This window comes from Rhodanobacter sp. C06 (genome assembly GCF_002001105.1).
Taxonomy (GTDB): domain Bacteria; phylum Pseudomonadota; class Gammaproteobacteria; order Xanthomonadales; family Rhodanobacteraceae; genus Rhodanobacter_A.
Genome location: NZ_MUNP01000049.1, coordinates 55,111 through 69,222, shown reverse-complemented (window position 1 = coordinate 69,222; position 14,112 = coordinate 55,111). Strand labels below are relative to the sequence as shown.

The 14,112-nt window shown below is 69.6% G+C and carries 12 protein-coding genes; 5 read left to right on the top strand and 7 right to left on the bottom strand.

Annotation, left to right across the window (positions count from 1 at the left end):
- The coding region (locus B0E52_RS10685; protein ID WP_139351644.1) for a nuclear transport factor 2 family protein at positions 1–437 on the top strand (437 nt) is incomplete at its 5' end.
- On the top strand, positions 434–1,666 hold the full coding sequence (locus B0E52_RS10680) for an MFS transporter (RefSeq protein WP_077483808.1): 1,233 nt from the start codon (positions 434–436) through the stop codon (positions 1,664–1,666). The genes B0E52_RS10685 and B0E52_RS10680, both read left to right, overlap by 4 nt.
- A gap of 6 nt (positions 1,667–1,672) precedes the next feature.
- On the opposite strand, the gene def is transcribed toward B0E52_RS10680, so the two are convergent.
- Together def and B0E52_RS10670 are read right to left on the bottom strand one after the other, a co-directional pair.
- On the bottom strand, positions 1,673–2,209 hold the full coding sequence (def, locus tag B0E52_RS10675) for a peptide deformylase (RefSeq protein ID WP_077483807.1): 537 nt from the start codon (positions 2,207–2,209) through the stop codon (positions 1,673–1,675).
- Positions 2,210–2,370: 161 nt separating this feature from the next.
- A complete protein-coding gene (locus B0E52_RS10670; protein ID WP_077483806.1) occupies positions 2,371–3,183 on the bottom strand; it encodes a DUF4197 domain-containing protein in 813 nt (270 codons plus the stop codon).
- Positions 3,184–3,366: 183 nt separating this feature from the next.
- On the opposite strand from B0E52_RS10670, the gene B0E52_RS10665 reads away from it, so the two are divergent.
- From B0E52_RS10665 to B0E52_RS10655, 3 genes are all read left to right on the top strand, one after another.
- Positions 3,367–5,442: a carbon starvation CstA family protein gene (locus B0E52_RS10665; RefSeq protein ID WP_077483805.1), complete on the top strand. Its 2,076-nt coding sequence runs from the start codon at positions 3,367–3,369 to the stop codon at positions 5,440–5,442.
- Positions 5,443–5,446: 4 nt separating this feature from the next.
- Positions 5,447–5,647, top strand: coding sequence for a YbdD/YjiX family protein (locus tag B0E52_RS10660; RefSeq protein ID WP_077483804.1), 201 nt, complete (start codon positions 5,447–5,449; stop codon positions 5,645–5,647).
- Positions 5,648–5,811: 164 nt separating this feature from the next.
- The gene (locus B0E52_RS10655) at positions 5,812–6,348 is read left to right on the top strand and encodes a DUF2127 domain-containing protein (RefSeq protein WP_077483803.1); all 537 of its coding nucleotides are present in this window, start codon (positions 5,812–5,814) and stop codon (positions 6,346–6,348) included.
- 204 nt (positions 6,349–6,552) lie between these two features.
- On the opposite strand, the gene B0E52_RS10650 is transcribed toward B0E52_RS10655, so the two are convergent.
- From B0E52_RS10650 to B0E52_RS10630, 5 genes are all read right to left on the bottom strand, one after another.
- Positions 6,553–7,449 carry a DMT family transporter gene (locus tag B0E52_RS10650; RefSeq protein ID WP_077483802.1) on the bottom strand — a complete coding sequence of 299 codons (897 nt, stop codon included), beginning with the start codon at positions 7,447–7,449 and terminating at the stop codon, positions 6,553–6,555.
- Between the two features lie 85 nt (positions 7,450–7,534).
- Positions 7,535–8,413, bottom strand: coding sequence for a glycosyltransferase family 2 protein (locus tag B0E52_RS10645; RefSeq protein ID WP_139351643.1), 879 nt, complete (start codon positions 8,411–8,413; stop codon positions 7,535–7,537).
- Between the two features lie 72 nt (positions 8,414–8,485).
- Complete coding sequence (locus tag B0E52_RS10640) at positions 8,486–9,265, bottom strand: hypothetical protein (RefSeq protein ID WP_254426765.1); 780 nt, start codon at positions 9,263–9,265, stop codon at positions 8,486–8,488.
- A complete protein-coding gene (gene purL / locus B0E52_RS10635; RefSeq protein WP_077483801.1) occupies positions 9,223–13,095 on the bottom strand; it encodes a phosphoribosylformylglycinamidine synthase in 3,873 nt (1,290 codons plus the stop codon). Before purL ends, B0E52_RS10640 begins: the two co-directional genes overlap by 43 nt.
- A 125-nt stretch (positions 13,096–13,220) precedes the next feature.
- Positions 13,221–14,027 (bottom strand): DsbC family protein, encoded by an 807-nt coding sequence (locus B0E52_RS10630; RefSeq protein WP_077483800.1) that lies wholly within the window; start codon positions 14,025–14,027, stop codon positions 13,221–13,223.
- Positions 14,028–14,112: the final 85 nt, after the last annotated feature.

The following is a 14,112-nucleotide window of genomic DNA, read 5'->3' as shown; positions in this document are numbered from 1 at the left end:
TCAACGGCCGCGAAACCGACCCCCACCCCGCCTCGCCGCTGGCTGCCCTGAGCGCGTTCTACCGCGCCTTCAACGGCCGCGACCTCGAGGCGATGGCGTGCAACTGGCACGACGGCGCCGACGTGGCGATGAGCAACCCGCTGGGCGGCATCGCGCGCGGCTGGCCGGCGATCCGCGCGGTGTACCAGCGCATCTTCGAGGGCAAGGCGCGCGTGCATGTGGAGTTCCACGACTACACCCTGCACGAGGCAGGCGATATGTTCTACGCGGTGGGCCGCGAGCGCGGCGCGCTGGAACGCGACGGCCTGCGGCTGGAGCCCGCGATCCGCACCAGCCGGCTGTTCCGTCGCATCGACGGCGCGTGGCGGCAGGTGCACCACCATGGCTCGTTCGACGACGCGGCACTGCTCGCCGCCTACCAGGAGGCCGTGCGGTGAACGCGACGACCGCTTCCGTCGCGCCAACGACGCAGGCGCCGGTGCTGCTGTTCGCGCTGGCCACCGGGGTGATCGTGCAAGGCCTGTACGTGGCACAGCCGCTGGTGGGCGTTATCGCCGCTTCGCTGGGCCTGCCGGCCGCGGTGGTGAGCCTGGTCGCCACGCTGGCCTTGCTCGGTTATGCGCTGGGCCTGTTCCTGCTGGTGCCGTTGTGCGACCTGGTGGAGAACCGCCGGCTGGTGCTGGCGACGCTGGCAATCAACGCGCTGGCCTTGCTGGTCGCCGCGTTGCCGGTGTCGGCGCCGACCTTCCTCGCCGCCAGCCTGTTGGTGGGCTTCAGCGCCACGGTCATCCAGATGCTGATTCCGCTGGCGGCGGCGATGACGACAGAAGCGCAACGCGGCCGCGTGATCGGCAACATCACCAGCGGCATGATGCTGGGCATCATGCTGTCGCGCCCGCTGGCCAGCGTGATCGCCGGCTACCTGGGCTGGCACGCCAGCTACGCCGTGCTGGCGGCAGCCATCGTGGTGCTGTCGCTCGCGCTGGCGCGCTCGATGCCCAGCCTGCCGCCGCGCCAGCGCATGTCGTATCCGGCGCTGTTGTCTTCGCTGGCCGCGCTGTGGCGCGCGGAACCGCTGCTGCGCGAACGCGCGCTGTCAGTGGCGCTCTGCTTCGGCGCGTTCAGCGCATTCTGGGGCATGGTGGCGCTGCGCCTGGCAGCGGCGCCGTTCGGGCTGCATGCGAACGGCATCGCGCTGTTTGCGCTGGCCGGAGTGAGCGGCGCGATCAGCGCACCGCTGGCCGGCCGGCTGGGCGACGCCGGCAAGGCTCGCTTTGCCACGTTCGCCGCGCACGTTTGCGTGGTGCTGGCCACGCTGCTCGCCTGGCTGGGCGGGGATGCAAGATTGTTCGCCTCATCGACGCCTGCATTGGCGACGCTGGTGATCGCGGCGATCCTGCTCGACGCGGGCACCATCGGCGACCTGACCCTGGGCCGGCGCGAGATCAACCTGCTGCAGCCGGAGGCGCGCGGGCGCATCAACGGCCTCTACACCGGCGTGTTCTTCGTGGGCGGCGCAGCTGGTTCTGCGCTGGCCGGCCTCGCCTGGGCTCGCGCGGGCTGGAACGGCACCTGCCTCGCGGCGCTGGGCTTCGGACTGGCGGCGCTGGTCAGCGGCCTGCGCCGTCGCGTGCCCTCGCCGCGAATTGCCGTTTGCGAGTCATGACGCCGACTACTCGGCCGCCACATCCATCCCCGGAAACAGCACCTCGGTGTAACCGAACTTGCTGAAGTCGGTGATGCGCGAGGGGTACAGCCGGCCGATCAGGTGATCGCATTCGTGCTGCACCACGCGGGCATGGAAGCCCTCGGCGCGACGGTCGATGGGCACGCCGTGCGGATCGACGCCCTGGTAGCGGATCAGGCTGTAGCGGTTCACCGCGCCGCGCAGGCCGGGCACCGAGAGGCACCCCTCCCAGCCTTCCTCCATGTCCTGCGACAACGGAGTGATGACGGGGTTGAGCAGGATGGTCTGCGGAACCTCGGGCGCGTCGGGATAGCGCTCGGAATGCTCGAAGCCGAAGATCACCAGCTGCAGGTCCACCCCGATCTGCGGCGCGGCGAGGCCCACGCCGTCGGCGGCATGCATGGTGTCGAACATGTCGGCGACCAGGGCGTCCAATTCGGCGCTGCCGATCATCGCGTCGGGCACCGGCGGCGCCACGCGCAGCAGGCGCGGGTCGCCCATCTTCAGGATGTCGCGGATCATGGCAGTCTCGTGGGTGGACGCGTCACCGGTTGGAATGTGGTCGATGCGGTTCCAATGCAAGCCGTGCTGCCCTGTGCTTCAACTGCAAAGCGCCGAGCAACGGCCTCGTGCCTATTCGTTGAACCCGCAAGCGGGTTCAACAAGCGGGTTCGACAGCGCGTTCAACCGCCGAACACCTTCTTCAGCAGGTCGGTGGTGCGCGCGGCAGGGTTGGTTCGGATCGATTTTTCCTGATCGCCGATCGTGGTGAACAAGCCGTCGAGCGTCTTGCGGGTGACGTAGTCGTCCAGGTTCAACGGGCTGCCGTTGCTTTCGGCGTGATGGCCACCCAGCGACCCCAGCGATCCGAGTGCGCCGCCCAGCGCACCGCCGCCACTGCCGGAGGTGAACGCCTTGTATTTCTGGGTGACGCCCACGCTGTCGGTGGCCTTGGCCACGATCGGCTCGATCCGCGCGGTCAGCGCTGGGCCGGCAACACGGCGGAAGTAATCGGTCGCGGCGTGGTCGCCGCCGCTGAGGATGCCGCGCGCGTCGCTCAACGTCATCTTGCGGATCGCGTCGCCGAAGATCTGCGCCACCTGCGGTACGGCCTTCTCGGCAGCCCGGTTCATGCTCAGCTCGAACGCGTCGACCTTCGCGCCCTGGCCCAGCTTGCGCGCGAGCTTGCCGGCCTCTTCAAGCTTTCCCGGCAGCGGAATGCGCACCTTGCTGTTGTTCCAGAAACCGCCGTCGCGGCCCAGGCTGTTGATCGCGCTGGTGGTGCTCTTGGCCAGCGCCTCCTTGAGGCCGGCGGCGATGTCGCTGGTCGGCAGGTTCGCGGCGGCCGTCGAGGCATTCGTCATGTGCGTGGCCTGCTTGGCCTTGTCGAGCAGATCCTTGAACTGCCCCGTGCCCGCCGCCGGCAGCGCCAGCGCCGGCAAGGTCACGGCGGCGAACAGGGCGACGAACAAGGCAGAGTGCGGATGCGTGCGCATGGGAAACTCCGGCGGCCGAGGTTCGAGCAGTGTACGCCGCACCCGTGTTGCATCCGTGCACAAAGGAATCCGGAAATTGCCGGCGGCCGCACCCGCCGGCATTCGACCAAAGGCTAAGCCACCCGGCATTGACCCCCACCCCGCCCGGCGAGACCCTTGCACGGACTTCCCGGGAGAGACTCCATGCACAGCGCAACCCTCAAACCCAGCCCGGCGGCGAAGATCCTTTGGGTCGCCATCGCCATCGTGGGCGCCTGGTGCCTGGGCGTGGTCGCCCTGCGCCGCGGCGAACCGATCAACGCGATCTGGCTGGTCGCCGCGGCGATCGCGGTGTTCGTGATCGGCTACCGCTTCTACGGCAAGTTCGTCGAACACTACGTGCTCAAGCTGGACCCCAGCCGCGCGCCACCCTCGGTGCTGCGCAACGACGGCCTGGACTACGTGCCCACCGACAAGTGGGTGGTGTTCGGCCACCACTTCGCCGCGATCGCGGGCGCCGGCCCGCTGGTCGGCCCGGTGCTGGCGGCGCAGATGGGCTACCTGCCCGGCACGATGTGGATACTGTTCGGCGTGGTGTTCGCCGGCGCGGTGCAGGACTTCATGATCCTCGGCCTCTCGCTGCGCCGCGACGGCCGCTCGCTGGGCCACATGCTGCGCGAGGAGCTGGGGCCGTTGCCCGGCATCGTGGCGATGATCGGCGTGCTGGTGCTGATGATGATCGTGCTGGCGGTGCTGGCGCTGGTGGTGGTGAAGGCGCTCACGCACAGCCCCTGGGGCACGTTCACCGTGGCCGCCACGATCCCGATCGCACTGCTGATGGGTGCCTACCTGCGCTGGTTCCGCCCGGGCCGCATCCTCGAGGTGTCGATCATCGGCCTGGTGTTGCTGCTGCTGTCGATCTGGGCCGGCAAGTTCGTGGCCGACTCGGTCGCGCTGGCACCGATCTTCGACATGGACGCCAAGGCGCTGGCCTGGTGGCTGATCGGCTACGGCTTCGTGGCCTCGGTGCTGCCGGTGTGGCTGCTGCTGGCGCCGCGCGACTACCTCTCGACCTTCCTCAAGATCGGCACCATCGCGCTGTTGGCGCTGGCGATCTTCCTCGCCGCGCCGATGCTGCAGATGCCGGCGGTGACGAAGTTCATCGACGGCACCGGCCCGGTGTTCTCCGGCAACCTGTTCCCGTTCCTGTTCATCACCATCGCCTGCGGCGCGGTGTCGGGCTGGCATTCGATCATCGCCTCTGGCACCACGCCCAAGCTGCTGGCGAACGAGGGCCAGGCGCGCATGGTCGGCTACGGCGGCATGCTGATGGAAGCCTTCGTGGCGATCATGGCGATGGTCGCGGCGGTGTCGCTGCACCCCGGCGTGTACTTCGCGATGAATGCGCCGGGCGCGATCATCGGCACCACGGTGGAACACGCGGCGCAGGTGATCAGCCAGTGGGGCTTCGTGGTGACGCCGGACGAGCTGATCCGCACGGCGAAGGACGTGGGCGAGCAGAGCATCCTCAGCCGCGCGGGCGGCGCGCCCACGCTGGCGGTGGGCATGGCCCAGCTGCTGCACAACATCCTGCCCGGCGAAGGCATGATGGCATTCTGGTACCACTACGCGATCCTGTTCGAGGCGCTGTTCATCCTCACCACGGTGGACGCCGGCACGCGCGTGGGCCGCTTCATGATCCAGGAGATCGTGGGGCTCGTCCACAAGCCGCTGCAGGGTACCGAGTCGTGGACCGGCAACCTGCTCGCCACCGCGATCTGCGTGGCGCTGTGGGGCTACTTCCTGTACCAGGGCGCGGTCGATCCGCTGGGCGGCATCAACACGCTGTGGCCGCTGTTCGGCATCGCCAACCAGATGCTGGCCGCGATCGCGCTGATGCTGGCCACGGTGGTCGTGGTGAAGCTGAAGCGCGAGCGCTACGTGTGGGTTCCTGGCATCCCCGCGATCTGGCTGATCGTGTGCACGCTGGCCGCTGGCTACGAGAAGCTGGTCGGCCCGATCAGCTTCACCGCGGCCGCCGACAAGTACGCCACCGCGCTGGCGAGCGGCCAGCTGCTGGCGCCGGCCAAGACCACGGCGGCGATGCAGCAGATCATCACCAACAACCGCGTGGACATGGTGATGACCGGGCTGTTCATGGCGCTGGTGGTGGTGATGGTGCTGTTCTGCCTGAACGCGCTGGTGAAGGCCTGGCGCACCAACCATCCCACCGCCAACGAGGAACCCTACGTGGCGCTGGCCGACGTGGCGGTACACTGACGCCATGGACCTCAGGGCGCGACTGCAGACATTCCGGAAGCGGGCGGTGCAGACCGCCCGCCTCTGCTGCGGCGTGCCCGACTACGAGGTCTACGTGCAGCACCTGCGCGAGCACCACCCCGAGCGCAAGGTGCCCAGCTACGCCGAGTTCTTCCGCGAACGCCAGGAAGCGCGCTACAAGGGCGGCGGGGGACGCTGCTGCTGAACCCCGCGGCGCCGCCGCGGCCATGCCGGCACCGACCGGCATGGCCGCGTGCTTTTCGCGCCGCCCCGCCGTCTGGGGATTTCCCCGGCGGCCCCCATGTCTTTGCGCACTGGCCGTTCATGTCGCGGCCGGGACAATAGTCCGAGCGTTTGCCAGAACATCCCATGCCCGAGATCGAGAACATCGCCGCCGCCCAGGCTGCCGCACGCCCCGCGCCGCGGGCGTCGCACCGCGCCGGCCTGCGCGTGATCGCGACGTACGAGATCATCAAGACCGTCTGCCTGCTGCTGGTGGCGGTGGCGGCGTTCCACCTCGACCGCCAGCAGAACTTCGAGCGGCTGGTGCACTGGCTGGAGCATTTGTCGCTGTCCGACAGCAACGGCCTGCGCTGGCGGATGGTGTCGATGCTGCAGGATTTCGGTCCCAGCCGCTTCGTGGCGGTGGGGCTGGTGGCACTGGGCTACGCCGTGCTGTTCGGCATCGAGGGCGTGGGCCTGCTGATGGGCAAGTACTGGGCCGAATGGTTCACCGTGATCGCCACCGCCTCGCTGATCCCGATCGAGCTCTATGAGACCCTGCACCGCTTCGGCTGGCTGAAGCTGGCCGCCTTGGTCGGCAACGTGGCGATCGTGGTGTACCTGGTGCGCGTGGCGCTGCAGACGCGCGAGTCGCGCAGGGTGGCGCGCGAGTCTGCGCACTGAGAGCCGCTTGACCCCCTCTTCCCGCCGGGGAGAGGGCTGGGGTGAGGGGCGTTGCTCGCGATGGATTTTCGGACTCGCCACTACGGCTTTTGGTGAGGCCGCTTTGTCGCTTGCCCGAGCACAGAAGCAAAAACCCCTCTTCCCCCTCTCCCGCAAGCGAGAGAGGGGGGCGTCACACCGCGGCAACCGTGCGAATACCGCCCCTTACACCTCGTGATGCACCGCCTCCGCCCCCAACGCCGCGGTGCGCCGCGGTGCCAGTTCCACCAGGTACATCGCCCCCAGCACCAGCGCGCCACCGGCGAGCATGCGCCAGGTGAGCAGGTCGCTGCCGAAGGCCACCGCGAAGGCGGCGGCGAACACCGGTTCGGTGGTCATCACGATGGCGGCGCGGGTGGCCGGCATATGTGCTTGCGCCCAGGTCTGGAGCGCCATCGCCCCGGCGCCGGCGATCAGCGCCATGTACAGCACGGCGAGCCATGCGGCGCGATCCGGCGGCGCCACCGGACCGCCGTGCGGCAGCGTGGCGAGGAGGCAAACCAGGGCGATGGCGACCATCTGCACCGCCGACAGTCCGAACGCCTCGCCGGGGCGCGACCACTGTCCCAGCAGCACGATGTGCAGCGCGTACAGCACCGCCGAGGCCAGCGTGAGCCACACGCCCAGATCCACCGACACGCCGTTGAGCGAGAGCAGCGCGAGGCCGGCGGTGGCCAGCCCCACCGCGATCCACACCACGCCGGGCATGCGCTGGCGCAGCAGCAGGGTTGCCAGGATCGGGGTGAACACCACGTACATGCCGGTGGCGAAACCGCTGACGCTGGGCGCGATCAGCGCCAGCCCCCAAGTCTGCAGCAGCTGGCCCACGCCATAGATCGTACCCAGCACCAGCCCGCGCGCGATGCCGCCGCGGCCCAGCCGCCAGACGTGGCGCGGGAACAGCGCCAGCATCGCCAGCGCGGCGACGGCGAAGCGCACGGCGAGGAAATCCGCCACCGGCATGCGCGCCACCACGTCCTTGATCATGAAGAACGTCGAGCCCCACACGGCGGTCATCGCCAGCAGGCCCAGGGTGGGGAGGGTCGTGGTGCGTGAGGTCATGGGGAGAAGTGAGTGAAGAGGAGTGAGGAGCGAGAGAAAAGCGCGATGCAGCGGGCTTTCGCTTTCTCTATTTTCTCGCTTCGCTTCACTCACTCCTCGCTTTGCGCAGCAACTGCCCGGGAATCTGCGCGAAGAAATGCACCCAGATGCCCAGCCACACCGTGGCCGCCACCAGCGGCCGGCGCGCTTCCGGGTCGAACTTGCGGAACCAGCGCCACATGCCGCGGTGCTTGTGGCGGCTGACGAACACCGGGCGGTGCCGGCTGGAGCCGCCCTTGCCGTGCAGCACGCGCACGTCGCCGGCCAGCAGCACGCGCCAGCCGGCGTCGCGCACGCGGCGGCACAGGTCGAGGTCTTCGCAATGCAGGAAATAGCCCTCGTCGAAACCGCCCAGCCGCTCGAAGAGGTGGCGCGGCAGCAGCATGAGCGCGCCGGACACCGCCTCGGCCTCGACCAAGCGATCCGGCATCGCGCCGCCGATCTCCACGCGCTCGCCCTTGCCACCGAACAGGCTGGCCAGCGCGCGGCGCAGCAGCGGATCGCGCCGGTACGAGGCGGGATCAGGCACGCCCTGCGCGTCGCAGACCACGGCGCCAAGCAGCCCGACCTGCCGCTCGTCGTCGAACACGGCGAGCAGGCGGTCGAGGCTGGCCTGGTCCAGCAGGCAGTCGGGATTGAGTACCAGCAGAATCTGCCCCTTCGCCTGCGCCGCTGCGCGGTTCGCCGCAGGGCCGAAGCCGAGGTTGCCGTGGTTCTGCATCAGGTGGAAGCGCGGCTCGTGTTCGTAGGCGCGCGCCAACGCCTGCGGCACGCCGTCGGCGGAGGCGTTGTCGATCAGCAGCAATTCCAGAGGCGTGCTGCAGGCCAGCACCCGGCGCACGCAGTCGCGCAAGCCCTGACCGCTGTCGGCGGATACCACGATCACGCTGAGTGGCAGCGGCGAGGAAGAGAATGGAGTATTCACGGGGCAAGTATGCGGCAGGTGGCGTGAGACAGTTGCATGGATCGCGGGTCGGTGGTCCGGGCGAACGGCAGCTCAATCGTCCTCGTCATGCCCCAGCACGTGGGCGATGGCCAGCGGCACGTGTTCCTCGTCGCGGCTCAGCCACGGCTGGCCTTCGTACCAGCCGGCCAGCTGCCAGCCGCGCAGGCGATGCCGGCGATCGCAGCGGCGATCCAGCAGCAGCAGGCCGCGCTGACCGACCAGCGGCAACACCAGCCAGCGGCCATCGGCGGCGAAGTCGCAACGCGGTTCCACGCCTTCGAGCTGGCTGCCGTCGGCCAGTTGCGCGGCCTCATCGCGCCAGCGCAGTTCGCCGCCCAGCGGATCGGTGAGGCCCGCTTCCAGCGACCGCCACTGCGGCGGCTGCAGCTCGATGATCGCGCCGGCGGGGCCGATCGGCGCCAGCGCCAATGCGGGCCATTCGTCCGTGGCCGAGGACGACGGCTCGCGCCGCCGGCCGCGATCCAGCCAGTACTCCAGCAACATCAACAGCGAGAAGCCGGCCAGCGCGGCGAGCAGGGTCAGCAGCCACGCCAGCGCATCGGCGCCGAACGCGCGCAGCACCGCCAGCAGGAGGCCCGGCAGGCCCCAGCGCAGCGCCAGCCGCAACAGCCGCGCCTGCGGCTGCAGCGGCCCCGTGCGCCACAGCAGCGCCAGCACGCAGGCCACCAACAACGGCAGGTCCAGCCACCAGGGCAGCACGGCGAGCAACAGCAACCATGCGAGCGCCGGCAGCCAAGTCGGCCACCGGTGCCACAATGCCGGCACGCTCAGCCGCACCACACCCGCGCGTTGCGGAACATGCGCAGCCACGGCGAGTCTTCGCCCCACTGCTCCGGATGCCAGCTCATTTGCACGCTGCGGAACACGCGCTCCGGATGCGGCATCAGGATCGTCACGCGGCCGTCGGCGGCAGTGAAGCCGGCGAGGCCGCCAGGCGAGCCGTTCGGGTTGAGCGGGAAGTGTTCGGTGGGCTTGCCGCGGTTGTCCGTGAAGCGCAGCGCCGCCTGTGCCTTGGACGGGCTGCAGGTGTTCGGGAAATGCACGCGCCCTTCGCCGTGCGCCACCGCCACCGGGATCCGCGAGCCGGCCATGCCCTTGAAGAACAAGCTGGGCGAGTCGAGCACCTCCAGCGTGGCCAAGCGCGCCTCGTACTGCTCGGAGGTGTTGCGCAGGAACTTCGGCCAGTGCTGCGCGCCGGGGATGATGTCCTTCAACTGGCTCATCATCTGGCAACCGTTGCATACGCCCAGCGCGAACTTTGTCGGGTCGGCGAAGAACGCGGTGAACTCGGCGCGCAGGGTGTCGTTGTACAGGATCGAGGTGGCCCAGCCGCGCCCGGCGCCGAGCACGTCGCCGTAGGAGAAGCCGCCGCAGGCGGCGAAGCCGCGGAAATCGGCCAGCTTCACCCGGCCGCTGGCGAGATCGGACATGTGCACGTCCACCGCCTCGAAGCCGGCACGCGCGAACGCGGCGGCCATCTCCACTTGGCCGTTGACGCCCTGCTCGCGCAGGATCGCCACGCGCGGCTTGGCGCCGCCGGTGATCGCGGCATGGATCAGCGGCGCGGCGATGTCCTCGGCCGGGTCGAACGTGAGCTTGGGCGAGAGGCCCGGATCGGCGTCGTCCATGCGCCATTCCAGCTCGGCGTCGGCGCTGGCGGGGTTGTCGCGCAGCCGCTGCATCGCGTGGCTGGTTTCGTTCCAGGCGCGGTAGAGCGTGCTCCAGTTCCACTTGAACAGTGTCTCGCTGCCCGAGTACAGCTTGATGCCCAGCTTCTCCTTGGGCCGGCCGATGCGGTGGCTCATGCCGGCGAGGCCGTGCTTCACCAGCAGCGCCTCGAACGCTTCGCGGTTGGCCTTGGCCACCTGCAGCACCGCGCCCAGCTCTTCGTTGAACAGCGCGCGCAGCGCCGCGTCGGCCCAGCCTTCGAGCTGGATCTCCAGGCCGCAGTGGCCGGCGAAGGCCATCTCCAGCAGGGTGACGATGACGCCGCCGTCGGAACGGTCGTGGTAGGCAAGCAGCAGGCCGCCGCGGTTCGCTTCCTGCACCAGCTCGAACAGCGCCTTGAGGCGCTCCGCATCGTCCAGGTCCGGCGGCACGCCGCCACCGCGGTTGAACACCTGGGTCAGCGCGGAGGCGCCGAGGCGGTCGCGGCCGGCGCCGAGGTCGAGCAGCCACAGGTCGGTGTCGCCATGGTGCAGCTTCAGTTGCGGGGTGAGCGTGCGGCGCGCGTCGTCCACGCGGGCGAACCCGGTGACCACCAGCGACACCGGCGACACCGTCTTCTGCGGCGTGTCGCCGTCCTTCCACACGGTCTGCATGGACAGCGAGTCCTTGCCTACCGGGATGGAGATGTCGAGCTCGGGGCACAGCTCCATGCCCACGGCCTTCACCGCGTCGAACAGCGCGGCGTCCTCGCCGGGGTGGTTCACCGCGGCCATCCAGTTCGCCGAGAGGCGGATCTCGCCCAGCGAGGCGATCGGCGCGGCGGCGAGGTTGGTGATCGCCTCGCCCACCGCGAGCCGCGCGGCGTCGGCGCTGGACAGCAGCGCCACCGGCGCGCGCTCGGCCATCGCCATCGCCTCGCCGCGGTAGCCGTCGAAGTCGGCCAGGGTCACCGCGCAGTCGGCCACCGGCACCTGCCACGGACCGACCATCGGATCGCGGTGGTTGAGGCCGCCCACGGTCCGATCGCCGATGTGGATCAGGAAGCTCTTGCTGCCCACGCCGGGCAGGCGCAGCACGCGCAGCAACGCCTCGTCCATGCCGATGCCGGTGAGGTCGGGCACCAGGTCCACGCGCGGCTTGACGCGCTTGGCGTCGCGGTGCATGCGTGGCGGCTTGCCGAACAGCACGTCCATCGGCAGGTCGATCACGGTGAGGTTGCGGCGCGGATCGGCGACGCGCAGCACGCGCGCTTCCGTGGCCGTGCCGACCACGGCGTACGGGCAGCGCTCGCGCGCGCAGTACGCCTCGAACTCCGGCAGGTTTTCCTGCGCGATGGCGAGCACGTAACGTTCCTGCGACTCGTTGCTCCACACCTGCATCGGCGACAGCGAGGGATCGTCGCAAGGCACCTTGGAGAGGTCGATCTCGCCGCCCACGTCGGCGTCGTTGAGGATTTCCGGGATCGCGTTGGAGAGGCCGCCCGCGCCCACGTCGTGGATGCTGACGATGGGGTTGGCGTCGCCGCGCGCCCAGCAGGCGTCGATCACCTGCTGGCAACGGCGCTCCATCTCGGCGTTGTCGCGCTGCACCGAGGCGAAGTCGAGTTCGGCGCTGGACGCGCCCGAGGCCACCGACGAGGCGGCGCCGCCGCCCAGGCCGATCAGCATCGCCGGACCGCCCAGCACGATCACCGCGTGGCCGGGCCGCACCGCGCGCTTCTGCACGTGGTCGTGGCGGATGTTGGCGAGGCCGCCGGCCAGCATGATCGGCTTGTCGTAGCCGCGGCGCAGGCCGGTCTCACCGGTCTCGTGCTCGTAGCTGCGGAAATAGCCGCCCAGACACGGACGGCCGAATTCGTTGTTGAACGCGGCGGCGCCCAGCGGGCCGTCGCGCATGATCTCGAACGCCGATGCCATGCGCGGCGGCAGCGGGCGCTCCACTTCCCACGGTTGCGGATGGCCGGGGATGCGCAGGTCGGACACCGAGAAGCCGGTCAGTCCCGCCTTGGGCTTGGCGCCACGGCCGGTGGCGCCCTCGTCGCGGATCTCGCCGCCGGCGCCGGTGGCGGCGCCGGGCCAGGGCGCGATCGCGGTGGGATGGTTGTGCGTCTCCACCTTGATTGCGTAGCCGATCTGCTCCTCGTGCTTGCGCCACACGCCGTTCGCATCGGCGAAGAAGCGCTTGCCGGCGCTGCCCTCGATCACCGCCGCGTTGTCGTGGTAGGCGGACAGCGTGTGCGCGGGCGATCGCTGATGGGTGTGCTTGATCATCGCGAACAGGCTCTTGTCCTGTTCCTGGCCGTCCACCGTCCAGCTCGCGTTGAACACCTTGTGCCGGCAATGCTCGGAGTTCGCCTGCGCGAACATGAAGAGCTCGGCATCGGTGGGGTCGCGACCCAGCTCGGCGTAGCGCTCGGCGAGGTAGTCGATCTCGTCGGCCGCCAGCGCCAGGCCCAGTTCGGCATTGGCCTTGGCCAGTGCGCCGCGGGCGTCGCCACCCAGCGTGATGTGCACCAGGTCGCCCGGCTGGCCGGCGAGGAACAAGCCCTGTGCGTCGTCCAGCGAAGCCAGCACCGACTGCGTCATCGCATCGTGCAGCAGGGCCAGCACCGTGGCGTGCGCGGGCGTGCCGGCCGCGGGCATGCCGGCGAGCTGCCAGGCGGTGCCGCGTTCCACCCGGTGCACTTCGAAGCCGGCGCCGTGCAGGATGTCGGTGGCCTTGCTCGACCACGGCGAGATCGTGCCCAGCCGCGGCACCACCCACAGCGTGGCGGGCTGGGGCACGGCGTCCTTCGCCTCCAGCACTTCCAGCAGGCGCTGGCGCAGCGTGCCTTCCGGCGCGGCGGCGGCATCGAGGAAATACACGAACCAGGCGGCCTGCACGCGGCTGCCGCGATGCAAGGCGTCGAGGCGGGCGTTGAGGCGTTCGAGGCGGAAGGCCGAAAGGGCGTTCTGCCCGTCGAGTGCGATCATGCGGGGAACGGCGCCAAGCTGATGGGAACGCCTATTCTAGCCGATGCACCCGACCGATGCTGCGGCACGGCATGACCGCTGCCGGCCGCGCGGGCGCAGGCTCTTGCGAGCGCCGGCTGGCGGGCTCAGCCTTCCTTCTGCAACACCTGCAGCAACTGGGCCGGCGTGAGATAGCCCCCCACCATGCGGCCGCTGGGAGTAAAGATCGCCGGAGTGCCGCTGACGCCCAGCTTCTCGCCCAGCTCGAACTGGGCACGCACCGGGTTGGAACAGCTGGCGGCCTTGGGCTCGTGCCCCGCGAACGCCTCGGTGAGCGCGGCCTTGCGGTCGGTGGCGCACCAGGCCGAAACCATGGTCTTGTAGGTCGCGGTGGGATGGCCGAGCGGATTGGTCACGCCCTCGCGCGGCCACGCCAGGTAATCCACCGCGATGCCTTCCTTGTTGAGCTCGGCGATGTGCTCGTGCAGCACCTTGCAGTACGGGCAGGTGACGTCGGTGAACACGGTGACCCGGTACTTCGGGTTCGCCGGCGCGTATTCGATGCGTGCGGAGGATGGCACCTTGGCCAGCTCGGCCTTGCGATAGGCCGCCCAGGCGGCGTCGTTGAGGCTCTTCTTCGCGCCCAGGTCGACCAGGTCGCCGTTCAGCAGGTACTTGCCGTCGGTGCTCACGTAGACCAGCTGGCCCGAGGCGATCACCTGGTAGAAGCCCGGCAGCGGCGCAAGGTTCACCACGGCCACCTGCACCCCCGGCGCCAGCTTCGCCAGCGACTGCTGCACCTGCTTCAGCGCGGCAGCGTCGACGCCGTCGCCGAGCATCGGGCCGGGCACCGGCGCGTCCGTTGCCGGGACAGCCGTGGCGGCGTTGTCGGCCGCACAGGCGGTCAGGGCGATTCCGCTGACGCACACGGCCAGCAACAGCTTCTTCAACATCTCGCACCTCGATGGCCGGGCCAAAAGAGGGTCAGAGTGCAGTTTTACGACGCTTCTGGCAATGCCGGGCATCCTCGAAAACTGC